The organism is Paracoccus sp. J39 (assembly GCF_000518925.1).
Lineage (GTDB): Bacteria > Pseudomonadota > Alphaproteobacteria > Rhodobacterales > Rhodobacteraceae > Paracoccus.
In genome coordinates this window covers 25682-48252 of sequence record NZ_JAEN01000010.1, presented here as the reverse complement: position 1 = coordinate 48252, position 22571 = coordinate 25682, and the positions used below count along the sequence as shown (strand labels likewise).

At 69.8% G+C, this 22571-nt stretch carries 20 protein-coding genes; 8 read left to right on the top strand and 12 right to left on the bottom strand.

What is annotated here, in order from left to right; translation table 11 throughout:
- The first annotated feature begins 79 nt into the window (after positions 1-79).
- Together L632_RS0111345 and L632_RS0111340 are read left to right on the top strand one after the other, a co-directional pair.
- The gene (locus L632_RS0111345; protein WP_084637795.1) at positions 80-1753 is read left to right on the top strand and encodes a DUF6345 domain-containing protein; all 1674 of its coding nucleotides are present in this window, start codon (positions 80-82) and stop codon (positions 1751-1753) included.
- An 86-nt stretch (positions 1754-1839) separates the two neighbouring features.
- On the top strand, positions 1840-2592 hold the full coding sequence (locus L632_RS0111340; RefSeq protein ID WP_028712354.1) for a pentapeptide repeat-containing protein: 753 nt from the start codon (positions 1840-1842) through the stop codon (positions 2590-2592).
- Between the two features lie 5 nt (positions 2593-2597).
- On the opposite strand, the gene L632_RS0111335 is transcribed toward L632_RS0111340, so the two are convergent.
- The gene (locus tag L632_RS0111335; RefSeq protein WP_232220968.1) at positions 2598-4163 is read right to left on the bottom strand and encodes an SARP family transcriptional regulator; all 1566 of its coding nucleotides are present in this window, start codon (positions 4161-4163) and stop codon (positions 2598-2600) included.
- Between the two features lie 216 nt (positions 4164-4379).
- On the opposite strand from L632_RS0111335, the gene purM reads away from it, so the two are divergent.
- Together purM and purN are read left to right on the top strand one after the other, a co-directional pair.
- Positions 4380-5426 carry a phosphoribosylformylglycinamidine cyclo-ligase gene (gene purM, locus L632_RS0111325; protein ID WP_028712356.1) on the top strand — a complete coding sequence of 349 codons (1047 nt, stop codon included), beginning with the start codon at positions 4380-4382 and terminating at the stop codon, positions 5424-5426.
- Positions 5423-6019, top strand: a complete 597-nt coding sequence (gene purN, locus L632_RS0111320) for a phosphoribosylglycinamide formyltransferase (RefSeq protein ID WP_028712357.1) — start codon at positions 5423-5425, stop codon at positions 6017-6019. Before purM ends, purN begins: the two co-directional genes overlap by 4 nt.
- 81 nt (positions 6020-6100) lie before the next feature.
- On the opposite strand, the gene L632_RS0111315 is transcribed toward purN, so the two are convergent.
- The 6 genes from L632_RS0111315 to L632_RS0111290 all read right to left on the bottom strand — a co-directional run bounded on the left by L632_RS0111315 (position 6101) and on the right by L632_RS0111290 (position 12475).
- Positions 6101-7441 carry a branched-chain amino acid ABC transporter permease gene (locus tag L632_RS0111315; RefSeq protein WP_028716824.1) on the bottom strand — a complete coding sequence of 447 codons (1341 nt, stop codon included), beginning with the start codon at positions 7439-7441 and terminating at the stop codon, positions 6101-6103.
- Between the two features lie 15 nt (positions 7442-7456).
- Positions 7457-8458 carry a branched-chain amino acid ABC transporter permease gene (locus L632_RS0111310; RefSeq protein WP_028712359.1) on the bottom strand — a complete coding sequence of 334 codons (1002 nt, stop codon included), beginning with the start codon at positions 8456-8458 and terminating at the stop codon, positions 7457-7459.
- A gap of 2 nt (positions 8459-8460) precedes the next feature.
- The gene (locus L632_RS0111305) at positions 8461-9171 is read right to left on the bottom strand and encodes an ABC transporter ATP-binding protein (protein WP_028712360.1); all 711 of its coding nucleotides are present in this window, start codon (positions 9169-9171) and stop codon (positions 8461-8463) included.
- On the bottom strand, positions 9171-10049 hold the full coding sequence (locus L632_RS0111300) for an ABC transporter ATP-binding protein (protein WP_036698098.1): 879 nt from the start codon (positions 10047-10049) through the stop codon (positions 9171-9173). The genes L632_RS0111305 and L632_RS0111300 overlap by 1 nt, the downstream gene beginning before the upstream one ends.
- A gap of 102 nt (positions 10050-10151) precedes the next feature.
- On the bottom strand, positions 10152-11336 hold the full coding sequence (locus L632_RS0111295) for an ABC transporter substrate-binding protein (protein WP_028712362.1): 1185 nt from the start codon (positions 11334-11336) through the stop codon (positions 10152-10154).
- Positions 11337-11461: 125 nt separating this feature from the next.
- A complete protein-coding gene (locus tag L632_RS0111290; RefSeq protein WP_051416178.1) occupies positions 11462-12475 on the bottom strand; it encodes a GlxA family transcriptional regulator in 1014 nt (337 codons plus the stop codon).
- A gap of 117 nt (positions 12476-12592) precedes the next feature.
- Here L632_RS0111290 and L632_RS0111285 point away from each other — a divergent pair, with 117 nt between their 5' ends.
- Positions 12593-13999 carry a class II 3-deoxy-7-phosphoheptulonate synthase gene (locus tag L632_RS0111285; protein ID WP_036698095.1) on the top strand — a complete coding sequence of 469 codons (1407 nt, stop codon included), beginning with the start codon at positions 12593-12595 and terminating at the stop codon, positions 13997-13999.
- A 333-nt stretch (positions 14000-14332) separates the two neighbouring features.
- On the opposite strand, the gene L632_RS0111275 is transcribed toward L632_RS0111285, so the two are convergent.
- Positions 14333-15109, bottom strand: a complete 777-nt coding sequence (locus L632_RS0111275; protein WP_028712365.1) for a PAS domain-containing protein — start codon at positions 15107-15109, stop codon at positions 14333-14335.
- 186 nt (positions 15110-15295) lie between these two features.
- On the opposite strand from L632_RS0111275, the gene gmk reads away from it, so the two are divergent.
- Genes gmk through L632_RS0111260 form a run of 3 tightly spaced genes read left to right on the top strand, consistent with a single transcriptional unit; the run spans position 15296 to position 17501 of the window.
- Positions 15296-15928: a guanylate kinase gene (gene gmk / locus L632_RS0111270; RefSeq protein ID WP_028712366.1), complete on the top strand. Its 633-nt coding sequence runs from the start codon at positions 15296-15298 to the stop codon at positions 15926-15928.
- Positions 15925-16452, top strand: coding sequence for a gamma carbonic anhydrase family protein (locus L632_RS0111265; protein ID WP_028716822.1), 528 nt, complete (start codon positions 15925-15927; stop codon positions 16450-16452). The genes gmk and L632_RS0111265 overlap by 4 nt, the downstream gene beginning before the upstream one ends.
- The gene (locus tag L632_RS0111260; protein WP_028712368.1) at positions 16449-17501 is read left to right on the top strand and encodes an ATP-binding protein; all 1053 of its coding nucleotides are present in this window, start codon (positions 16449-16451) and stop codon (positions 17499-17501) included. The genes L632_RS0111265 and L632_RS0111260 overlap by 4 nt, the downstream gene beginning before the upstream one ends.
- Positions 17502-17588: 87 nt before the next feature.
- Here the strand turns inward: L632_RS0111260 and purF are convergent, their stop codons facing one another.
- The 4 genes from purF to L632_RS0111240 all read right to left on the bottom strand — a co-directional run bounded on the left by purF (position 17589) and on the right by L632_RS0111240 (position 22570).
- The gene (gene purF / locus L632_RS0111255) at positions 17589-19085 is read right to left on the bottom strand and encodes an amidophosphoribosyltransferase (protein ID WP_156929443.1); all 1497 of its coding nucleotides are present in this window, start codon (positions 19083-19085) and stop codon (positions 17589-17591) included.
- Positions 19086-19220: 135 nt separating this feature from the next.
- Positions 19221-19826, bottom strand: coding sequence for a CvpA family protein (locus L632_RS0111250; RefSeq protein ID WP_028712370.1), 606 nt, complete (start codon positions 19824-19826; stop codon positions 19221-19223).
- A gap of 42 nt (positions 19827-19868) precedes the next feature.
- Positions 19869-21233 carry a DNA repair protein RadA gene (gene radA / locus L632_RS0111245; protein ID WP_028716821.1) on the bottom strand — a complete coding sequence of 455 codons (1365 nt, stop codon included), beginning with the start codon at positions 21231-21233 and terminating at the stop codon, positions 19869-19871.
- Between the two features lie 146 nt (positions 21234-21379).
- Complete coding sequence (locus L632_RS0111240; protein WP_028716820.1) at positions 21380-22570, bottom strand: UbiH/UbiF family hydroxylase; 1191 nt, start codon at positions 22568-22570, stop codon at positions 21380-21382.
- Between the last annotated feature and the right edge of the window lies 1 nt (position 22571).

Genomic DNA, 22571 nt, shown 5'->3' with positions numbered 1-22571 from the left:
AGCTTGAGGCGCGACGCTTACCGCCTCCGTCTTGCCGGTGCCCAGGGCCCCGGCGCGTGTCCTGCAAGGAGCTCACGGCATGGAAGATCTCGTTCCCCGTTTCGGCATGATCCGCGATCCGCGCGCCATGCAGGGCCCGGCTGTCCCGGACCCGCAGGATCCGGCCGAGGAGGCCCCCGGGCAGGGCGGGAACGGCACCGGCGGCCGCCTCTATGGCGCCTGCAGCGTCGAGACCTATCGCGCCGCCGGCGCGCTGCATGCCGCGCATCGCGACGCGGGCGGCTTTCTGGACGCGGTCGATCGTTTTGCCACGCCGGATTTCTGGCGCCGGGACGCGGCGGTGAAATCCTGGATCTATGACCGGCGGGCGACGGAACATGCTCCGGGCCGCGACATGGATTCGGTGCGGGTGTTCTATCACGCCGGCCATGGCCGGATGGACGAGCACGGCAGCTTTCACCTGCCGATGGGCGCGCTTTGGGCCGGGACGGACGCCTGCCTGACCTCGGACCGGATGCGGCTTGGCTCGGGTGCGCTGCGCTATCTGTTCTGGTCCACCAGCCAGTCGCTGCGGGTCGGCCCGGGCCACAGCCCGCTGCGCAGTTGGGGCCCGGCCAATCACGGGTTGCGGATGCTGTTCGGCTTCGATTCGAGTTGCTGGGATTCCGGCCGCTACGGCGCGAATTTCTGGCAGCACTGGCAAATGGGCAAGTCCTTCGCGCAGGCCTGGCTGGACGGCGCCTGGGATGTGGCGCATGACCAGAACCCGGTGGTCTGCGCCTGCGCGCCCAAGCGCGAGGCGGCGCTGGCCATGCTGTTCTCCGAGCGGCGGTTCCAGCCGCAGCGCGGCGCGACGGAATGCTGGGCCTGGCGCTGGCACGCCCCGGCCGCGCTTTACCAGCGCGAGCCGGCGCTGGCCGAGCCGCCAGCCGAATTCTCGGCGGTGCGGCTGGTTCCGGTGGCCGGGGACCACGCCCTGGCCGAAGAGGTTCTGTCGCGGCTCGGCCTTGATCCGGCGCTGGTGCGGGGCGACGCGCAGGGCTGCCTGTCGGTTCGTCAGGGTCCGGTCCGCTTCCAGCGCCGGCCCGACGGGCGCATCCTGCTGGAGCTTGCACCCGGCGGGCCGGGGCAGGGTCCGCGCACCCCCCTGCAGCGCCGCGCCCTGATCGCCCGCGCGCGCAGCGCCCTGCGGCGATACGGTTTCCTGCCGACCGAAAGCGAGCTGGTCTTCGACCGCATCGCGCTGGCCATGTCGGCGACCGCCAGCCTGCGCCGGCCGGACGAGCCGCCGGAAGAGAACCTGGACGAGATCATCGTGCAATTCCGCCAGGCGATCGACGGCATCCCGGTCCTGACCCCCGAAACCGGCAGCCTGCGGCTGGCCATGCGGCCGGACGGCACCGTCCTGCGCATCGAATCGACCCTGCGCCGGGTGGCGGAGCGCATGGCCCCGCGCGCCCATCGCCAGGGCCTGCCCGACGATCCGCCGCCGCCCGCGCGGCCCGAGGGCCTGCCCGAGCCCGAACCGCAGGCCATCCCGCGCATCCTGGCGCAGCATTCGGCGCGGCTGATGCGCGACCTTGCGGCGCGCGGGGCGGCGCCGCTCAGCCTGCGCATCCTGCCGGACACCACGGAAATCGGATACGGAATCCGCAGCAACACCGCACGACTCGTCGCCCGGCAGGGCATCGAGATCGAATGCGTGCGCGGCTTTCGCAAGCGTTACTGGATCCAGTCTGACCTGGGTGACTGACGATCCGGTAGCCCGGGGGCGGAGGCAGCCGCCTCCGGGCACTTCTCCCGCCGCATGGACCGGCGCGAAGCGGTAACGAGGGGACGATGGCGGAATACACCCGCGCCGAGATCGTGCGGCGCATCGCGACGACGGGACGCCTGCGCCTGGCCGGGGCCGATCTGGCCGGGCTGGACCTGTCGGGCATGACGCTGGTGGGGGCGGACCTGTCCTATGCCGACCTGACCCGGACCGACCTGACCGGCGCCCAGCTCTGCGGCGCCAGCCTGTGGTCGGCGCGCGCCGCGGGTGCGCGGCTGCGCGAGGCCAACCTGTCGGGGGCAAGCCTGGGGCTGGCCGACCTGTCGGATGCCGACCTGCGCGGCGCGGTGCTGGAGCGCGCCGACCTGACCGGGGCGCGGCTGGACCGGGCCGACCTGACCGACGCGCAGCTGCGCGACGCCTGGCTCGACAGCATGCAACGCGCCATGGCCACCGGCGCGCCGCCGCTGCGCTATCCGGCGCCGCACCGGCCCCGGACCTGCATCCTGCACGAGGCGCATGCCGCCGAGCCCGTGTCCCTGCGCTGCGGCGACCGGCTGGAGATGCATCTGGACAGCCTTCCCGGGGCCGCCATCCGGCAGCCGGGCCTGGCCCGGATCGAGGGCGCGCCGGTCCTTGCCGGCCCCGAACCGCCCGAAGAGCTGCGTGCAGAACCGCCAGGCGAACAGCCCGCCGCGCCGCCGGCTCCGCGCTGCGTCCTGGCCTTCTGCGCCGTCGCCCCGGGCCGCGCCCGGCTGGTGGTCGAGCCGGGCGAGGGCAGGGCGCCCATCGCCTTCGAGGTGATGGTGGCGCCCTGAGCGCGTCACAGGCCCGAGCGCGTGATCCCCATCAGCCCGGCCATGCGCAGCGCCGCGACCGGGTAATCGGGATCGGCCATCAGCTCCAGCGAGAAATCCGGCTCGATCCGGCGCAGATGCCGCAACGCGTCCGCCGCGCCCGCCTCGTCGCCGCGATGATAGCGTAGCGCCGCCAGAAAGCGCAGCGAGGGCCGGTTGTCGGTGGCGAAGGCAAAGGCGGCGGCGGCCGAGTTTTCGGCATCGCCCAGCCGGCCCAGCCGCAGCTGCACCATGGCGCGGCGCATCAGCCAGCAGGCCGGGCCCAGCTCGGCCAGGGCGCCGCGGGCGCCGCGCTCGGTCGCCTCCAGCGCCTCCAGGTCGCGGCCGACATCGGTCAGCGCCTGCGACAGCGCATGACAGGCCAGCTCGTTGTCGGGATCGTTGCGGCAGGCGGCCTGGGCCAGCTCCAGCGCGCCCACCGCGTCCCGTCGCCACGAGGCCGACAGCGAGGCCACCGCCAGCACCACCGGACTGGCCGGCGCCAGATCGCGGGCCAGCTGCGCGAAGGTCTCGGCCTCTTCCGAGCACCGCGCCGGGTCCCGGGTCAGCCGCTCGCTGATCAGCGTGTGGCGCAGATAGGAGCGCAGCGCCAGGGCCACGCCGCTCTGCCGCTCCTGCGGCAGCGAGGCGAGGATGCGGTCGGCGGATTCCAGACGGTCGCGGGAATAGCTGAACACGTCCCAGACCGGAAAGGTCAGGCCCTTTGCCGGCGGCGCGGTGCGCCGCGCCCGGTCCAGCAGCGCCACCGCGATCTGCGCCACCGCATGGCGCATGGTCGCGGTCTCGTCCGCGGCGCGGATGGTGAAGCGCCGCGTCCAGCCCCGCGCGCCCGAGGCAAGGTCGCGCATCACCACCATCAGCGAACAATCGACCCCCGCGGAATAGCAGATCGCCCCGACCTGCGTGCCCGTCGCCGGAGCCTTGACGGCGATGCGGTCGGCCAGCACCGCGGGGATCATCTCGCAGGCGCGGGCGGCGGCCTCGTTCAGGATCATCTCGCCGATGACATGGGCGCGGCTGTCATTGCTTTCGACCGGCTGCAGCGCCACGACATAATCGCCGGGGGCGGCGTCGCCGTCGCTTCGGGCCGGCACGGCCGGGGCGGGAAGCCGCTGCAGCGCGGTCGGCCCGTCGCTGTCCGGCGTCAGCCGCAGGCGCATGTCGCGCAGCCATGTCTCGAATTCCGGGTCGGGAATGTCCAGATCGGCGGCGAATTCGATCGGCGCGCCGCCGGCGTCATAGACCGGCGTCAGGTCGATGCGCAGCCGCTCGGGGTCCAGCCCCACCCAGCCCACGCCGGCCAGCAGGATATCCTTTTCCGGCCCCAGCGCCCCGCGCAATTCCCGCAGCATCTGCCGCAGGCTGTCCGAGCCGCGCTGCTTGGCCCGCTCGCTCCACAGCAGGTCCTGCAGACGGGCGCGGCTGAGCCGCAGGTCCGGTGCCGTGCCCAGCAGCGCCAGCGCGCCACGCGCCTTCTGGCTGCGGGGGGTCAGGTCCGCCCCGCCGGCGCCCCGCAGACGCACCGTTCCCATCAGACTCAGCATGGCAGGCATTTGATTCGCCGCGGGCCTCGTTAGGGTTGGAAATCGATCTTAATCCCTCGCAGCCCGCCGGAACAGCAAGAAGCCGCGCCGGATCAGGGGGATGCGGCCGCCAGCCTGCAGGCGAATCCCGCCGCGGCCGCAGCCGATCATTGCCTGCGCGCCGCGCCTGCGCTATCGGGGCGTCAAAGCAAAGGGGACCCCAAGATGACCGAGCGCAAAAGCGGCCTGTCCTATGCCGAGGCCGGAGTGGATATCGACGCGGGCAATGCGCTGGTCGAGCGGATCAAGCCCGCCGCCGCCGCCACCCGCCGGCCCGGCGTGATGGAGGGGCTGGGCGGCTTCGGCGCGCTGTTCGATCCGCGCGCCGCCGGCTACCAGGACCCGGTTCTGGTGGCGGCCACCGACGGCGTCGGCACCAAGCTGCGCATCGGCATCGACACGGGCGAACTCGACGGGCTCGGCATCGACCTGGTGGCGATGTGCGTGAACGACCTGGTCTGCCAGGGCGCCGAGCCGCTGTTCTTCCTCGACTATTTCGCCACCGGCAAGCTTTCGGTCGACGAGGCCGCCCGCGTCATCACCGGCATCGCCGAGGGCTGCCGGCGCTCGGGCTGCGCGCTGATCGGCGGCGAGACGGCCGAGATGCCGGGCATGTATGGCAAGGGCGATTTCGACCTCGCCGGCTTCGCCGTCGGCGCCATGGAACGCGGCACGGCGCTGCCCGCCGGGGTGGCGGATGGCGACGTGCTGCTGGGCCTCGCCTCGGACGGGGTGCATTCCAACGGTTTCTCGCTGGTGCGCAAGGTGGCGGATCATGCCGGGCTGGACTGGAACGCGCCCGCCCCCTTCGCGGCGGGCACGCTGGGCCAGGCGCTGCTGGTGCCGACCCGGCTCTATGTCAGGCCGGTGCTTGCGGCGATCCGCGCCGGGGGCGTGCATGCCGCGGCGCATATCACCGGCGGCGGCATCACCGAGAACCTGCCGCGCGTGCTGCCCGAGGGGCTGGGGGCCGAGGTCGATCTCGACAGCTTCAGCCTGCCGCCGGTCTTCGACTGGCTGGCCGAGGCCGGCTCCATCGCCGCGCCCGAAATGCTCAAGACCTTCAACTGCGGCATCGGCATGATCCTGGCCGTCACCGCGGACCGTGCTGTCGAACTCGAGGCGCTGCTGAAGGCGCAGGGCGAAACGGTGATCCGGCTCGGCCATGTCAGCCCCGGCGCGGGCGTGCGCTACAGCGGCCGGCTGCGGTGAAACGCGTCGCCATCCTGATCTCGGGCGGCGGCTCGAACATGGTCAAGCTGGTCGAATCGATGGCCGGCGACCATCCGGCCCGGCCGGTCGTCGTCGGCTCGAACGATCCGCAGGCGGCCGGGCTCGCCCGGGCCGAGGCCATGGGCGTGCCGAGTTTCGCCATCGACCACCGCGCCTTCGGCGGCGACCGTGCCGCATTCGAGGCGGCGCTGCTGGAACCCTTGCTGGCCGCGCAGCCCGACATCCTTTGCCTCGCCGGTTTCATGCGCATCCTCACCCCGGATTTCGTTCGGCGCTTCCAGGGCCGGATGCTGAACATCCACCCTTCGCTCTTGCCGAAATATCCCGGCCTGCATACCCATCGGCGCGCGATCGAGGCCGGCGATGCCGAGGCCGGCGCCACCGTCCACCTGGTCACGCCCGAGCTTGACGCCGGCCCGATCCTCGGCCAGGCCCGGGTGCCGATCCTGCCCGGCGATACGGCCGAGACCCTCGCCGCCCGGGTGCTGGTGCAGGAACACCGGCTCTATCCTGCGGTGCTGCGCCGCTTCGCCCTGGGCGACCAGAGGCCGGTCACCCTGACTGCGGCCTGAGGGAAAGGCCCGGATCCGCGCCTTTCTCTGTTTTCCAAATACCCTGGGGGTGCGGGGGCAAGGCCCCCGCGGCTTCGCCTGCTATTTCTCGGGCACCAGCCCGCGCGGCGCGAAGCGCAGCACCAGCAACAGCACCACCCCCAGCGCGATGAAACGCATATGCGGCGCGCTGCCCAGCAGATGGTCGCGCAGGGCGCCCGCCGGCATCGGGCCGGTGACCAGCCGCATGAATTCGGGCCCCCAGACCTCGGCCTTGATCCACAGGAACCAGATCAGGATCGCCCCCAGCGCCGCACCCCAGTTGTTGCCCGAGCCGCCGACGATCACCATCACCCAGATCAGGAAGGTATAGCGCAGGGGATTGAAGCTGTTCGGCGACAGAAGCCCGTCCAGCGTGACCATCATCGCGCCGGCAAGGCCGATCACCGCGCTGCCGATGACGAAGATCTGCAGATGGCGGCGGGTGACGTCCTTGCCCATGGCCTCGGCGGCGGTCTCGTTGTCGCGGATGGCGCGCATCATCCGGCCCCAGGGCGATTTCAGCGCCAGCTCGGCCAGCAGGATCAGCGCCAGCAGCACGGCGCCGAACAGGCCGGCATAGAGCAGCTTGACCCAGATGCCCGAGGCCACGGCCGGGCTCAGCCCCCATTCCGCGGCCCGGGCCACGAAATCGGGATCGCTCTGCAGGTTCAGCTCATAGGGCACCGGGCGCGGGATGCCCGAGACGTTCTTGACCCCGCGCGACAGCCATTCCTCGTTGCGCATCACCGCCACGATGATCTCGCCGATGCCCAGCGTGGCGATGGCCAGATAGTCCGAGCGCAGCCCCAGCGCCACCTTGCCGATGCCCCAAGCGGCCGCGGCGGCGAACAGCGCCCCGACCGGCCAGGACAGCAGCACCGGCCAGCCCAGCCCGCCGATATTGCCGGCACGGGCGGAATTGTTCGCCTCGATCGCCATCACCGCCGGATCGAACAGCCAGCGATAGAGCACGAATCCCACCACCAGTACCGCGATCAGCGAGGGCACGCGCAAAAGCCCCGGGACGCGCCTCCACACCTGCGCCGCCAGCGCCAGCGTTCCCAGCCCCACCAGCAGCGCCAGGATCAGCCGCGGCCCGCCCGCCGCCCAGGCGCCCTGCACCGGCGCGGTCGAGACCAGCACCGGCGCCAGCCCGCCAAGCGCCAGGAAGCCGACGACGCCGGCGTTGAACAGCCCCGCATAGCCCCATTGCATGCTCACACCCAGCGCCATGACGGCCGAGATCAGCCCCATGTTCAGGATGGCCAGCGCCGTGTTCCAGCTGCCCGAGAACAGCGCGTTGCGAAAGCTGCCCTCGGCCAGGAACAGCGCGGCCAGGATCAGGAACAGCACCGGCGCGCGCCAGGGGCTGACCGCTTCGGCTTGACGTGTATTCGACATGGATAAACGCCCTCCTCAGACGGATTTGCCGCGGAACAGGCCGGTCGGCCGGAACAGCAGGACCACGATCAGGATCACGAAGCTGACCGCGAACTTGTATTCGGTGGACAGCAGTTGCAGCAGCCCCTGGGGCTCGAAGCCCAGATAGGTGGCGATCTTGCGCCAGGGATAGGTGACGGCGACCTCCGAGAAGGCGACGATGAAGCCGCCGGCCACCGCACCCAGGGGATTGCCGAGCCCCCCCACGATGGCGGCGGCAAAGATCGGCAGCAGGATCTGGAAATAGTTGAAGACCTTGAAGGACTTGTCCAGGCCGTAAAGCGTGCCCGCCGTCACCGCCAGCGCGGTGGCGATGATCCAGGTCAGGCGCACCACCCGCTCGGGGTCGATGCCGGAAAGCAGCGCCAGATCCTCGTTGTCGGAATAGGCGCGCATCGCCTTGCCGGCGCGCGAGCGATTCAGGAAGCGGAACAGCGCCCAGCAGGCCAGCGCCGTCACCACCAGCGTCAGCGCCTGGCTGACGCGCAGCGACAGCCCCTCGGACAGGCCGGTCCAGGCGCGGAACTGCTGCACGCTGATCAGGAAACGCGCCCCGTCGTCGAAGCGGATCTCGTCGACGCCGATCACCAGCCGGGTCAGACCGTTCATGATGAACATGACCCCGACCGAGGCCATGACCAGGATGATCGGCGCCGAGCGTTTGCTGCGATAGAAGCGATAGACCGCGCGGTCGGTGCCCAGCACGAAGACCGCCGTCAGCGCGATGCCGACGGGCAGGGCCAGCAGTGCCGTGGGCAGCGGGCCCAGCCCGACGCCGATGGATTGCAGCCCCCAGGTGATCAGGATCACCAGCGCGGCACCGAAGGCCATGGTGTCGCCATGGGCGAAGTTGGAAAAGCGCAGGATGCCGTAGATCAGCGTCACCCCCAGCGCGCCGAGCGCCAGCTGCGCCCCATAGGCGGTGGCGGGGATCACCACGAAGTTCAGGATGGCCACGAGGGCGTTCAGGATATCCATCTTCAGCCCCCCAGGAAGGTGCGGCGGACCTCGGGGTCGGCGAGCAGCGCCTGTCCGGTGTCGGTGTAGCGGTTGGCGCCCTGCACCAGGACATAGCCGATATCGGCGATCTCCAGCGCCTGCCGGGCGTTCTGCTCGACCATCAGGATGGAAATCCCGGTGCGAGCGACCTCGATGATGCGGTCGAACAGCTCGTCCATGACGATGGGGCTGACCCCTGCGGTGGGCTCGTCCAGCATCAGCAGGCTGGGCCTGGTCATCAGCGCCCGGCCGACGGCGACCTGCTGGCGCTGGCCGCCGGAAAGCTCGCCCGCATTCTGCTTGCGCTTGTCGGCCACGGCGGGGAACAGCTCATAGACTTGGGCCATGGTGTCGCGGTAATCGTCCTCGCGGATGAAGGCGCCCATTTCCAGGTTTTCCTCGACCGTCATGGTCGGGAAGATGTTGTGGGTCTGCGGCACGAAGCCCATGCCCTTGCGCACCCGTTCCTGCGGGCTGAGAGGGGTGATGTCCTCGCCGGCCAGCGCGACCTGGCCTTCGCGCAGGTGCAGCATGCCGAAGACGGCTTTCATCGCCGTCGATTTGCCGGCGCCGTTCGGGCCGACGATCACCGCGATCTGCCCCTTGTCTACGGTAAGCGTGCAGCCGTTCAGGATGTCGGCCTTGCCATAGCCGCCGCGCATGGCGGTGGCGGAAAGATAGGGCTCTGCCATCACAGCTCTCCCGCCGGTTTGCCGTCGCCGCCGCGTCCGGCCTCGGCGCCAAGGCCGGGCTGGGCGCCGTGCGATTCGCCGAAGGCGGCCTCCTCGGCCACTTCGGCAGCGACCTTGTTCTTGAGCCCGGTGCCCAGATAGGCCTCGATTACCGCCTCGTTCTTCATGATGCTGTCGGCCGAGCCCTGGGCCAGCACCTTGCCCGCCGCCATGACGATCACCGGATCGCAGAGCCGGCCGATGAAATCCATGTCGTGCTCGATCACGCAGAAGGTATAGCCGCGTTCCTTGTTCAGCCGCACGATGGCGTCGCCGATGGTGCCCAGAAGCGTGCGGTTCACCCCGGCGCCGACCTCGTCCAGAAAGACGATCTTCGCGTCCACCATCATGGTGCGGCCCAGTTCCAGCAGCTTCTTCTGGCCCCCGGACAGGTTGCCGGCCTTTTCATCGGCGACATGGGAAATGGTCAGGAAGTCAAGCACCTCGTCGGCCTTCTTGCGAAGCGCGCGCTCTTCCTCGCGGATGCGGCCGCGGCGGAACCAGGTATTGACCAGCGTCTCGCCGCATTGCCCGCCGGGAACCATCATCAGGTTCTCGCGCACCGTCATCGACGAGAATTCATGCGCCAGCTGGAAAGTGCGCAGCAGCCCCTTGTGGAACAGTTCGTGCGGCGGCAGGCCGGTGATGTCCTCGCCCGCCATGGTGACTTGGCCGGAGGTCGGTTTCAGAACCCCGGCGATCACGTTGAAAAGTGTGGATTTTCCGGCGCCGTTCGGGCCGATCAAACCGGTGATCGAGCCTTTCTCGATCGTCAGGCTGGCGCCATCGACGGCGCGGAAGCCTCCGAAATGCCTGTGCAGGTCCCGGACCTGGATCATGTCGCTCCCCAGCTTCATGCGTTGCATGAAGAATTCCCGTTACGGGATTGCTTTTGATTAGGAAAAGGGCCCGGCGGACCGGACCCTTCCCGACCGTCCGCCTTAGCGGTAGCCGACCACGTTCAGCTGGCCGCCCTTGAAGTCGACCTCGCGATAGACGCCGGCGCTTTCGCCGGGCTCGATCAGCTCGACCGAGGTGGCGCCGACGTAATCGATGTCCTGGCCCGCGGCGAGCAGTTCAAGCGCCTTGGCCAGCTCGCCCGGATAGATCTTCTCGCCCGGCTCGTTGGCGACTTCCATCACCTTGTCCTTGTAGACCTTGGGGTCCGAGGACTGGGCGGCCTGCATGGCCAGCAGCATCAGCGCGGCGGCGTCATAGGATTCGCCGGCATAGGCCGAGGTGCCGTCGAAACCGGCTTCCTTGGCCAGCGCGTCGAATTTCTCGTGCCCTTCGCCCTCGGCCGAGGGGTTCTGGCCGAACGAGGTTTCCAGCTGGGTGCCGAATTTCTCGACCAAGACGTTGTTCACCATGCCGTCGGGCAGCACGAAGGTTTCGAAGGCGCCGGTGTCCAGCGAACCCTGGATGATGCCCGAGCCGCCCTGGTCGGCATAGCCGGCCACGACCAGCGCATCGCCGCCGGCGGCGGCCAGCGCGGCGACCTCGGCCGAATAGTCGGCCTTGCCGTCGTCATGGGCCGAGACCACGGTGACGCTGCCGCCCTTGGCCTTGTAGGCCTCGGCGAAGCTGTCGGCGAGGCCCTTGCCGTAATCGTTGTTGGTATAGGTGACGGCGACGCTGTTGATGCCGCGCTCCAGCACGATATCGGCCATGACTTCGCCCTGGCGCGCGTCCGAGGGCGAGGTGCGGAAGAAGAAGCCCTTGTCGTCGATCGTCGAAAGCGCCGGCGAGGTGGCCGAGGGCGAGATCATCACCACGCCGTTCGGCACGCCGACCCGTTCCAGCGAGGCGATGGTTTCGCCCGAGCACATGCCGCCCATGATGCCCTTGACGCCCTCGGCCGTCACCAGGCGTTCGACCGCGGCCACCGAGGCGGCGGCGTCGGCGCAGGTGTTGTCGGCCACCACGGGCACGATGGTCGAACCGTCCAGCAGCTTGCCGCTGTCCGAGACCTCCTTCATCGCCAGTTCCGCGCCCTTCTGCATCGCGGGCGAGATCGATTCCAGCGGGCCGGTCAGGCCCAGCGAAATGCCCATCTTGATTTCCTCGGCACCGGCCGCACCGGCAAGCAAGGCTCCGGCGGCGCTGGCCAGAAGAAGCTTTTTCATCAGTCGTCTCCCTGAGTGGAACATTGTCCTGTCTGACAGGTTATAAGCGCGCGGATGAAAAGAAAAGCGTATTGGCGACCGGCGAAAGCGGCAAATCGGCCGCGTGCCGCAGCGAAATGACCCCCTCAGCCCGCCGCCGCCGCGCCGCGCTCGCGATAGGGGGTGCAGCCATAGGTGGCGCGGTAGCATTTCGAGAAATGCGCAGCCGAGGCGAAACCGCTGGCCAGCGCGATTTCCATCACGCTCATCTCGGTCTGCAGCAGCAGGTTGCGGGCGCGTTCCAGCCGGATTTCCATGTAATAGCGCTTGGGCGAGCGGCCCAGGTAGCGCGCGAACAGCCGCTCCAGCTGGCGCGGCGACATCCCGGCTTCCGAGGCCAGCCGCGCCGGGCTGATCGGGTCCTCGATATTGGCCTCCATGCGGGCGACGACCTGCGCCAGCCGGGGATGGCGGGCGCCGATGCGGGTCGGGACCGAAAGGCGCTGGTGGTCCTCCTCCGAGCGGATGGCGGTGTGGATCATCTGGTCGGCCACGCGGCTGGCCAGTTCGGCGCCGTGGTCGCGGGCGATCTGGCGCAGCATCAGGTCGATGGCGGCCGTGCCGCCGGCGGCGGTCAGCCGGTTGCCGTCCTCGACGAAAACCGTGCGGATCAGGGTCACATCGGGGAATTTCTCGGCGAATCCGTCCTGGTTTTCCCAATGGATGGTGCAGCGGCGGCCGTCCAGCAAGCCGGCTTCGGCCAGCACCCAGGTGCCGGTGCAGAGCGCGCCGATGCGGGTGCCGCGCCGGGCCTCGCGCCGCAGCCAGGCCAGCACCGAGCGGGTCGTCGCACGGCCCACGTCGAGCCCGCCGCAGACCAGCACCGTATCGTCGCGCCGGGTTTCGGTCAGCGGGCCGTCCAGCAGGATGCGCGTGCCGTTCGAACAGGTGGCGGTCTGGGCCTGTTCGCCGATCAGCCGCCATTCGTAAAGCTCGCGGCCGGCAAGCCGGTTCGCCAGCCGCAGCGGCTCGATGGCGGCGGCAAAGGAGGCCATGGTGAACCGTTCCAGAAGCAGGAAGACATAGCGCCGCGGCCGGGACGCGGAAGGGGCCGGAATCGGCTCCGGAACGGAGGGGACGGCTGGATCTGGCTCTGGCATGTCGGTCGCGCGGCTGAACTCGGCGCAGATCAGCAGGCAATCGCGGCGCGCGCAAGGCTTTTCCTTTGGTTCTGCACCCTCTATATGGCAGGCACCGCTTGCATGAAGGATAGGATCATGGCACCGACGAATTCCAGTTCCGCGACCCCGGCGAAGGCATGGGACAAGCGCGGCTGGCGCGCCTATCCGCGCGTCCAGATGCCCGACTATCCCGACCAGGCCGCGCTGGAGGCGGTCGAGGCCCAGCTGGCCAAATACCCGCCGCTGGTCTTTGCCGGCGAGGCGCGCCGCCTGAAGGCCTCGCTGGGCGAGGTCGCCGCCGGCCGCGCCTTCCTGCTGCAGGGCGGCGACTGCGCCGAAAGCTTTGCCGAATTTTCGGCCGACAACATCCGCGACACCTTCAAGGTCATGCTGCAGATGGCCGTGGTGCTGACCTGGGGCGCGCAGCTGCCGGTGGTCAAGGTCGGCCGCATGGCGGGCCAGTTCGCCAAGCCGCGCTCGGCCCCGACCGAAAAGATCGGCGAGCAGGAGCTGCCGATCTATCGCGGCGACATCATCAACGGCTTCGATTTCACGCCCAAGGCGCGCATCCCCGACCCGCAGCGCATGCTTTCGGCCTATACCCAGGCCGCGGCCTCGCTGAACCTGCTGCGCGCCTTCTCGACCGGCGGCTATGCCGACATCCACCGGGTGCAGAACTGGATCAGCGACTTCACCGGCGGCGAGGAAGCCGCGCGCTATCGCGACATCGCCGACCGGATCAGCGACGCCATGGCCTTCATGGCCGCCGCCGGCGTGACCTCGGAAACCGCGCATGACCTCGGCAAGGTGGATTTCTACACTAGCCACGAGGCGCTGCTGCTGGAATACGAAGAGGCGCTGGCCCGCATCGATTCGACCACCGGCCTGCCGGTCGCCGGCTCGGGCCACATGATCTGGATCGGCGACCGCACCCGCCAGGTCGACGGCGCGCATGTCGAATTCTGCCGCGGCGTGCAGAACCCGATCGGGCTGAAATGCGGCCCCTCGATCACCGACAGCGATCTCAAGGCGCTGATCGCCAAGCTGAACCCGGAAAACGAGGCCGGCCGGCTGACGCTGATCGCCCGCTTCGGCGCCGGCTCGGTCGGCGACCACCTGCCGCGCCTGATCAAGGCGGTGCAGGAAGAGGGCGCGAATGTCGTCTGGTCCTGCGACCCGATGCACGGCAACACCATCAAGTCGGCCTCGGGCTACAAGACCCGGCCCTTCGATTCGGTGCTGCGCGAGGTGCGCGAGTTCTTTGCCGTCCATCGCGCCGAGGGCACCATCCCCGGCGGCGTGCATTTCGAGATGACCGGCAAGGACGTGACCGAATGCACCGGCGGCGTGCGCGCCGTGACCGACGAGGACCTGTCGGACCGCTATCACACCGCCTGCGATCCGCGTCTGAATGCCAGCCAGTCGCTGGAGCTGGCCTTCCTCGTGGCCGAAGAACTGCGCAATCGCCGCGTCAACGGTTCCAGGCACGCCAAGGCGAGCTGATCCGCCGGCAAAGGCGAAACGGGCGGCGGGCCACGGCCTCGCCGCCTTTTTCATGCGCGGTGTTCAGGCGCGGCGTTGCCCCGTGCGCGGCAGGCATCCCGCTTCGGCACGGGCGGCGAAGCGCCCCGCCGGAAGGGCCGGCGCCATGCCGCAGGGCTGCGGGCGCTTGCCGCCGGAGACGGTTTTCGGGACAGCGGGAAGGGGCAGGCAGGGCCGCAGCGACATGGGCCCGATCAAAGGGGATAGCGGCGGCGGGGTCATGCGGCCGCTCCGCCCCAAGCGGCGGGTCCGGAACCCTATGCGTCCCGCCTCTCCGCTGCCGAGGAACAAGGTTCAGAAGCGGCGTCCGCGCGGCTTCGGCGGCTCGGTGCTGCTGACGATGCGGAAACGGGCGCGGCGCTCTTCGGGCGTGGCCGGATCGGGAGGCGGATCGGAGGGGCTGGATGCGCAAATCCCGCTCCAGGGCGCGGGGGGCTCGGCAAAGCCCGCCCGCGACGGCGAGGGCTCCAGCACCCGGGCGCCGGGAATGACCGGAAATTCCTGATCCGAGAGCAGGTCGAAGCGGCGCGGCGCCTCGCCGAACCGGCCCTGCGCGATCAGGCAGCCAAGCGCCCGCGTCACGTCCCCGAGATCCGAGCGCAGCGGCAGGAGCAGCAGCCGCCCCTCCAGCGCCGGGCGGCCGTAGCCGGCCGGCGATTCCAGCGTCATCTCGGCGATCTGCGGGCCGCGGAACACGCTTTCCAGCACATCCGACAGCCGCCCGCGCGAACTTGTGTTCAGAAAGGCGCAAAGCGGCATGCCGCGCACCTCCATCCCCATCAGGTCGATCAGATGGCGCCCGGCCAGACGAAAGCGCGCCGCGCCCGGGGCGATGCGTTCAAGGATGAAGGCATAGTCCAGCGCCCGGCGGATGCCGCGCGGCTCGATATCGGCGCGGTCGGGAATGGCGCGGCCCTGGCGCAGCCCTTCCCAATAGCCGCGCAGCTCGCCCAGGATGCGTTCGGGCTGGACCGGCTCGTAATCGGCAAGATGCAGAAGCTTGCCGGGCCGAAGCCCGGGCAGGCCGGATTTCCGTGCGCAATCCTCGTCCTGTCCGTGGTCCTTCGCCATCCGTTCCGGCCTTACCTGCTTACCCGTGCAACAAACCCTTGGCGGAAATCTAATCCTTTCGCTTCCCGCTGCCGAGCGATTTCTTTACCGATGGTTAAAAACCCCGGCGCTTCCCCCGGGGCTTGACCCGGCTGGCGGGCAAGGCCATTCAGGCGGCGCTGGAACGGCAGGGGCAAGGGCATGCAGATGGAACGCAACGGACTTCTGGTCATCCTGTCCTCGCCCTCGGGGGCGGGCAAGTCGACGCTGGCGCGGCGGCTGATGGACTGGGACCCCGATCTGCGCTTTTCCGTCTCGGCCACGACCCGCAGCCCGCGCCCGGGCGAGATCGAGGGCGAGCACTATTATTTCCGCACCCCAGCGCAGTTCCGCGCCATGGTCGAGGCGGGCGAGATGCTGGAACATGCCGAGGTCTTCGGCAATTTCTACGGCACGCCGCGCGGCCCGGTGGAAGAGGCGATGCGGGCCGGTCGCGACACGCTTTTCGACGTGGACTGGCAGGGCGGCCAGCAGATCCGCGCCTCGTCCCTTGGCGCGCATGTCATCTCGATCTTCGTGCTGCCGCCCAGCCTGGCCGAGCTGGAGCGCCGGCTGGTCGCGCGCCAGCAGGACGCGCCCGAGGTGATCGCCGGCCGGATGCGCAAGAGCCGCGACGAGATCAGCCATTGGGCGGAATACGACTACGTCATCGTCAACGACGATCTGGACCGAAGCGCCGAGGCGCTGAAGACCATCCTGCGGGCCGAGCGGATGCGCCGCGCCCGGCAGGTCGGCCTTGGTCCCTTCGTCCGCGCGCTCATGGAGGAGGAAAGCGCATGATCTGGGAACTGGACGGCATCGCGCCGCAAATCGCCGGGGACGCCTGGGTGGCGCCGGATGCGCAGCTGATGGGCAAGGTGGTGCTGGAGCCGGGGGCCAGCGTCTGGTTCGGCGCCGTGCTGCGCGGCGACAACGAGGAGATCCACGTCGGCCGCAACACGAACGTGCAGGACCTGACGGTCTGCCATACTGACCTGGGCTATCCGCTGACCATCGGCGCCGATTGCACCATCGGCCACCGCGCCATCCTGCACGGCTGCACCATCGAGGACGGGGCACTGATCGGCATGGGCGCGATCATCCTGAACGGGGCGCGAATCGGCGCCGGTTCGCTGATCGGCGCCGGGGCGCTGATCGCCGAGAACAAGGTGATCCCGCCCGGCTCTCTGGTCATGGGCGCGCCGGGCAAGATCGTGCGCGAACTGGACGAGGCGGCGCGGGCGCAGCTGCTGAAATCGGCCGAGGGCTACAGCCGCAACGCCGCCCGCTTCCGCCGGGGATTGACCCAGGCCCTCCCGGAATGATCGAGGCGCGGCTGCATGCGCTGCTTCGCGGCGTGCCGGTGCCGATGCTGGTGGTGGACGGCCATGCGCGCATCATCGGCGCCAACGAGGCGGCCGAGGCGCTGCTGGGCACGGTGCCGGGCGGGCGGCCCTTCGTCACCGTGCTGCGCCACCCCGAGGTCAATGCCGCGCTGGACGCGGTGCTGGCCGGGCAGGACCGGGCGCCGCTGACCGCCACGCTGGGCGCCGCCGACCGGCGGGTGTTCTGCGAGGTGACGGTGACGGCGCTGCGGGCGCCCGGGCTCAACGGCGCCACGGTGGCGATCGAGGACCGTTCGCGCGACGAGGAGACCGAGCAGATGCGCCGTGATTTCGTCGCCAATGTCAGCCACGAGCTGCGCACACCGCTGACCGCGCTGATGGGCTTCATCGAGACGCTGCGCGGCCCGGCCCGCAACGATCCCGCGGCGCGCGCCCGCTTTCTCGACATCATGGAGCGCGAGGCGGGGCGGATGAACCGGCTGGTTGCCGACCTCCTGTCGCTGAGCCGGGTCGAACAGGACGAGCGCCGCCGGCCGGCGCAGAGCCTCGATCTGGCGGCGCTGCTTGGCGGCGTGGTTGCGACGCTGACCCCTGCCGCCACCGCGGCCGGGGTGCAGCTGGACCTGCAGGGCGCCGGCGGGAAGGTGCCGGTGCCGGGCGATGCCGACCAGCTGGTGCAGGTGTTCCACAACCTGATCGAGAACGCGGTGAAATATGGCGGCGCGGGCGGCGTCGTCACGGTGACGCTGGAGCGTCTGGCGCATGAGCCGGTGCTGCGCGGCCCGGCCTGGTCGGTCTGCGTCGCCGACCGGGGCGAGGGCATCGATCCCCAGCATCTGCCGCGGCTGACCGAACGGTTCTATCGCGTGGATACCCACCGCTCGCGCGAGCAGGGCGGCACCGGGCTGGGCCTTGCCATCGTCAAGCATATCGTGAACCGGCATCGCGGCCGGCTGCGCATCGAGAGCGAGCGCGGGCAGGGCAGCCGCTTCACCGTCATCCTGCCCGAGCAGATCGGCCGCATCTGAACCGGCCAGGCGGGGGCGGGGGTGAAAAAAAGCCGGGGGCATCTAACCCCCGGCTTTTTTCTGCCCGGCTTCAGCGCCGCGCGCGGATCACTCTGCCGCGTGGCCGGTGACCGGCGCCGGGTTGCCGTCGGATTTCATGCGGAAGCCGCGTTCCAGCTGGTCGAAGGGCGCCACCGGATATTCGCCCGAGAAGCAGGCGTCGCAATATTGCGGACAGGACTTGTTGCGGCCCTCTGCCTCGCCCACGGCGCGATAGAGCCCGTCCAGCGACACGAAGGCCAGGCTGTCGACGCCGATCCATTCGCGCATCTCTTCCTCGGACATCTGCGCGGCCAGCAGCTTGTCGCGGTCGGGCGTGTCCACGCCGTAGAAGCAGGGCCAGGCGGTGGGCGGGCTGGCGATGCGGAAATGCACCTCGGCCGCGCCGGCGTCCAGGATCATGTCCTTGATCTTGCGGCTGGTCGTGCCGCGCACCACGGAATCGTCCACCAGCACCACGCGCTTGCCCTTGACCAGCGCCCGGTTGACGTTGAGCTTCAGCCGCACGCCCATGTTGCGGATCTGCTCGGTCGGCTCGATGAAGGTCCGGCCCATATACTGGTTGCGGATGATGCCCATGCCGAAGGGGATGCCGCTTTCATGCGCATAGCCGATGGCGGCGGGGGTGCCGCTGTCGGGCACCGGGCAGACCAGGTCGGCCTCGACCGGGGCCTCGCGCGCCAGTTCCACGCCGATCTGGCGCCGGGTCTCATAGACCGAGCGGCCGCCGATGATCGAATCGGGGCGCGAGAAATAGACATGCTCGAAGATGCAGAACCGGCCCTTGGAGGGGCCGAAGGGGCGCGAGCTTTCGACCTCGCCCTTCGAGATCACCACCATCTCGCCCGGCTCGATCTCGCGCAGGAACTCGGCGCCGATGATGTCGAGCGCGCAGGTTTCCGAGGCCAGCACGAAACCCTCGTCGCCCAGCCTGCCCAGCACCAGCGGCCGCACGCCCAGGGGGTCGCGCACGCCGATCAGCTTGGTGCGGGTCATGGCGATGACCGAAAAGGCGCCCTCGACCCGGCGCAGCGCGTCCTTCATCCGCTCGGGGATGTTGCGCTGGATGGACCGCGCCATCAGGTGGATGATGCATTCGCTGTCGCTGCTGGACTGGAAGATCGAGCCGCGCTCGATCAGTTCGCGGCGCAGCGCCATGGCGTTGGTGATGTTGCCGTTATGGGCGATGGCGCAGCCGCCCATGGCGAATTCGCCGAAGAAGGGCTGCACGTCGCGGATCGCCGTCGCCGCCTTGGTGCCGGCGGTGGAATAGCGCACATGGCCGATGGCGAGCGAGCCGGGCAGCGTCTCCATCAGGCTTTGCTTGGTGAAGTTGTCGCGCACATAGCCGAAGCGGTGGGCGCTGTTGAAGCCCTGCTCGGCATCGTGGCTGACGATACCGCCGGCCTCCTGTCCGCGATGCTGCAGGGCGTGCAGCCCGAGGGCGACGAAATTGGCGGCATCCGTCACTCCGATCACGCCGAACACGCCGCATTCTTCGTGCAGGCGGTCGGAATCGAAGGGATGGGCAAGGAATGGCTGCATCATCACCGACTCTTGGGGCTATTCCGGGGCTGGGTATAGGGGACGTTCGACGCCAATCTAGGGTGTCAGGCCGGCGAAGTCACGCCCCACCGCCATCGCGGGGCGCATTTTATGTCACAAAAGAGCCATATCGCCCTAGTTCGCCGGCGTGGCGGGGACGGGAGTCGCGGCATCGACCGGCTGGCCCACGGGCCCGCAGCTGCGCACCAGCTGCTCGTAGCGGCTGACCACCCAGCCGGGGGCGTCCTGCGGGATCTGCTGGTCCATCTGGCCGCGCATGCGCTCGAACACCTGGGCCGAGCGCGAGTTTTCCACCACCGCGACGGGCTGGGTGGCCATCACCCGGTCATAGACGATGAAGGCGATGGCGACGAGCAGGATGCCGCGCGCCACGCCGAACAGGAACCCCATGCCCTGGTCGACGCCGCCAAGCGCGGAACGCTGCACGACCGAGGAAAACAGCGGCGTGATGATCGAGAACAGCACCAGCGCCAGCGCGAAGACCGTGGCGAAGCCGGCGATGGTGGCCAGCTCGCAGCTGTCGGCCAGGAACTTGTTCAGCCCCGGCACCTGCGCCACCATCGGCCGCACCGTCGGCGCGAAGATGAAGGCCAGCACCGCCGCGCCGATCCAGCCCAGGATCGCCAGCGATTCGCGCACGAAGCCGCGCGCATAGGCCAGGATCGCCGAGAGGATGATCACGGCCGCGACGATGCCGTCGATGATGGTGAATCCGTCCATTTTCACGCCCTTTCGCGGCATTGCCCGCGTCTTGGGACGAGTTCATCCGGCGCCGAATGTCTCGCCCACGAAACTTGTCAGATCCGCGATGCGGTCGATCCGCATCGCGGCCATGCCCTCGACCTTGGTGGCCGCCGGCAGGATCGCCCGTGAAAAACCAAGTTTCTGCGCCTCTTTCAACCTGTTTTCCGCCTGCGCGACCGGCCGTAACGCGCCGGAAAGGCTGATCTCGCCGAAAAGCACGGCTTCGGGCGGCAGCGCGAAGTCCTCGCGCGCGCTGAGCAGCGCGGCGGCGATGGCGAGGTCGGCTGCAGGCTCGGCGACGCGCATCCCCCCGGCAACATTGAGAAAAACGTCAAGGCCGGCGAAGGGAACGGCACAGCGCGCCTCGAGCACGGCGAGGATGGTCGAGACCCGGCCGCCATCGAGTCCGACCACGGTTCGGCGGGGACTTGCCAATGTCGAGGGGGCGACGAGGGCCTGCACCTCGGTCAGCACCGGGCGGGTGCCCTCGATGCCGGCGAAGACGGCCGAGCCGGCGCTGGCCTCGCCGCGTTCGGACAGAAACAGCGCCGAGGGATTGGCGACTTCGGAGAGCCCGCCGCCGGTCATCTCGAAGACGCCGATCTCGTCGGCCGGACCGAAACGGTTCTTGTGGGCGCGCAGGATGCGGAACTGGTGGCCGCGCTCGCCCTCGAAATACAGCACGGTGTCGACCATGTGCTCGACGACGCGCGGGCCGGCGATCTGGCCCTCCTTGGTGACATGGCCGACCAGGATGACCGCGGTGCCGCGGCGCTTGGCGAAGGTGACGAGCTCATGCGCGGCGGCGCGGACCTGCGCGACCGAGCCGGGCGCCGCCTCGATCCGGTCGGACCAGAGCGTCTGGATCGAGTCGATCACCGCGACGTCCGGCCGTTCGGCGTCGAGCGTGGTCAGGATGTCGCGCAAGGCGGTCTCGGCCCCCAGGCGGACGGGTGCGTCGCCGAGGCCCAGGCGCTGCGCGCGCAGCCGGACCTGGGCGCTGGCTTCCTCGCCCGAGACATAGATCGCCTGCTGGCCGGCGCGGGCGAAGGCGGCGGCGGCCTGCAAGAGCAGCGTGGACTTGCCGATGCCCGGATCGCCGCCGACCAGGATCGCCGAGCCGGGCACCAGCCCGCCGCCCAGCACCCGATCGAACTCGGCGATGCCCGAGGTGGCGCGCGGCGGCGGCGCCTCCTGCGTGGCGAGGCCCGAAAGCGGGATCGGCTTGCCCTTGAGCGTGCCGAGGCCGCGCCCGGGGCCCTGGGAAAGCGGCGCTTCCTCGACGATGGTGTTCCAGGCGCCGCAGGCGTCGCACCGGCCGGCCCATTTGCGATGGCTGGCGCCGCAGGCGGTGCAGGTGAAGGCGGTGATCGGTTTGGCCATGCGGGATATGTGGCAGATCGCGGCGGGGGATGCCATGGGGCGCCGGACGGGCTTTCTCTGTTTCTGAAATACCCCTGCGGCGGTTCCATCAACTCGGGCGCCGGGCTGGGCTGCAAGATGGGTATTTGGAAAACAGAGAAAGCCGCTCAGCTGACACCCAGGCCGGCCCGCATCATGAAGCGGCGGACCGGGGCCACGGCGTAGAGCCCGCCCAGGGCGGCGGCGCGCAGGTCGCGCAGCGGCCGGGCCGAGATTATGCTGGCGCGGTTCAGCGCGTCGATGCCGAACAGCCGGGCCAGCGCCTCGGGACGGCGGCGGCGCTCATAGGCGGCGAGCGATTCCGCGCTGCCCGGGTCCTCCGCCGAGAGATCGAGCAGGGCGGCGAGATCGGCAAGGCTCATGTTCAGCCCCTGCGCGCCGATGGGCGGCACCACATGCGCGGCCTCGGCGATCAGCGCCGTGCGCGGGCCGGTGAAGCGGTCGGCGATCTGGCTGATGATCGGCCATTCCGTCAGCCGCGTCGCCTGGGTCAGGCGGCCCAGCACCCCGGCCGAGCGGCGGTTCAGCTCGGCCTCGAAATCCTCGCGGGGCAGGGCGCGCAGCCGGGCAGTTTCCGGGCCGCGCTCCATCCAGACCACGGCCGAACTGGGCTTGCCGTCCCGGCCGGGCAGCGGCACCAGCGTGAAGGGGCCGCCCGAGCGGTGGATTTCGGTCGAGACGTTGTCGTGCGGGCGGTCATGGGTGACGGCGAAGGCCAGCGCCTTCTGGCCGTAGCGCAGCGTGCGGGTGCCGATGCCGAGCGATTCGCGGACTGGCGAGTTGCGGCCGTCGGCGCCGATCACCAGCTTCGCGCGGATGCGGCGGCCATCGGTCAGCGTCGCCAGTGCCTCGCTGTCGCGGGCCAGCAGCCCCGCCGTGCCGGTGCCGGGCAGGAAGCGGACATTCTGCAGCCCGGCGAGGCGGGCCGAGATCTCGCGCTTCAAAAGCCAGTTGGGCAGGTTCCAGCCGAAGGGCTGGTCCGAGATCTCGGCGGCGTCGAAGTCACGGGCCAGCCGCGCCTGCGGCAGCTTCCCGCCGGCGTCGATGATCCGCATCACCTGCAGCGCCGTGGCATGCGGGGAAAGGCGGTCCCACAGCCCGGCCGCCTGCAGCACGGCGATCGAGGGGCGCAGGAAGGCGGTGCTGCGCAGGTCCGAGCCCTCAGCCGCCTCGTCGGTCACCGGCGGGGCGGGGTCGACGCAGACCACCCGATGCCCGGCGCTGCCGAAGGCGGCGGCCGCGATCAGCCCGGCGATGCCGCCGCCGGAGACGAGGACCTCGGTATCGTCGATCTGCATG

What these genes read in the sequence shown, in the direction of transcription:
- L632_RS0111345 (WP_084637795.1), top strand. Translation starts at nt 80, where the DNA reads ATGGAAGATCTCGTTCCCCGTTTCGGCATGATCCGCGATCCGCGCGCC.
- L632_RS0111340 (WP_028712354.1), top strand. Translation starts at nt 1,840, where the DNA reads ATGGCGGAATACACCCGCGCCGAGATCGTGCGGCGCATCGCGACGACG.
- L632_RS0111335 (WP_232220968.1), bottom strand. Translation starts at nt 4,163, where the DNA reads ATGGGAACGGTGCGTCTGCGGGGCGCCGGCGGGGCGGACCTGACCCCC.
- purM (WP_028712356.1), top strand. Translation starts at nt 4,380, where the DNA reads ATGACCGAGCGCAAAAGCGGCCTGTCCTATGCCGAGGCCGGAGTGGAT.
- L632_RS0111315 (WP_028716824.1), bottom strand. Translation starts at nt 7,441, where the DNA reads ATGTCGAATACACGTCAAGCCGAAGCGGTCAGCCCCTGGCGCGCGCCG.
- L632_RS0111310 (WP_028712359.1), bottom strand. Translation starts at nt 8,458, where the DNA reads ATGGATATCCTGAACGCCCTCGTGGCCATCCTGAACTTCGTGGTGATC.
- L632_RS0111305 (WP_028712360.1), bottom strand. Translation starts at nt 9,171, where the DNA reads ATGGCAGAGCCCTATCTTTCCGCCACCGCCATGCGCGGCGGCTATGGC.
- L632_RS0111300 (WP_036698098.1), bottom strand. Translation starts at nt 10,049, where the DNA reads ATGATCCAGGTCCGGGACCTGCACAGGCATTTCGGAGGCTTCCGCGCC.
- L632_RS0111295 (WP_028712362.1), bottom strand. Translation starts at nt 11,336, where the DNA reads ATGAAAAAGCTTCTTCTGGCCAGCGCCGCCGGAGCCTTGCTTGCCGGT.
- L632_RS0111290 (WP_051416178.1), bottom strand. Translation starts at nt 12,475, where the DNA reads ATGCCAGAGCCAGATCCAGCCGTCCCCTCCGTTCCGGAGCCGATTCCG.
- L632_RS0111285 (WP_036698095.1), top strand. Translation starts at nt 12,593, where the DNA reads ATGGCACCGACGAATTCCAGTTCCGCGACCCCGGCGAAGGCATGGGAC.
- L632_RS0111275 (WP_028712365.1), bottom strand. Translation starts at nt 15,109, where the DNA reads ATGGCGAAGGACCACGGACAGGACGAGGATTGCGCACGGAAATCCGGC.
- gmk (WP_028712366.1), top strand. Translation starts at nt 15,296, where the DNA reads ATGGAACGCAACGGACTTCTGGTCATCCTGTCCTCGCCCTCGGGGGCG.
- L632_RS0111265 (WP_028716822.1), top strand. Translation starts at nt 15,925, where the DNA reads ATGATCTGGGAACTGGACGGCATCGCGCCGCAAATCGCCGGGGACGCC.
- L632_RS0111260 (WP_028712368.1), top strand. Translation starts at nt 16,449, where the DNA reads ATGATCGAGGCGCGGCTGCATGCGCTGCTTCGCGGCGTGCCGGTGCCG.
- purF (WP_156929443.1), bottom strand. Translation starts at nt 19,085, where the DNA reads ATGCAGCCATTCCTTGCCCATCCCTTCGATTCCGACCGCCTGCACGAA.
- L632_RS0111250 (WP_028712370.1), bottom strand. Translation starts at nt 19,826, where the DNA reads ATGGACGGATTCACCATCATCGACGGCATCGTCGCGGCCGTGATCATC.
- radA (WP_028716821.1), bottom strand. Translation starts at nt 21,233, where the DNA reads ATGGCCAAACCGATCACCGCCTTCACCTGCACCGCCTGCGGCGCCAGC.
- L632_RS0111240 (WP_028716820.1), bottom strand. Translation starts at nt 22,570, where the DNA reads ATGCAGATCGACGATACCGAGGTCCTCGTCTCCGGCGGCGGCATCGCC.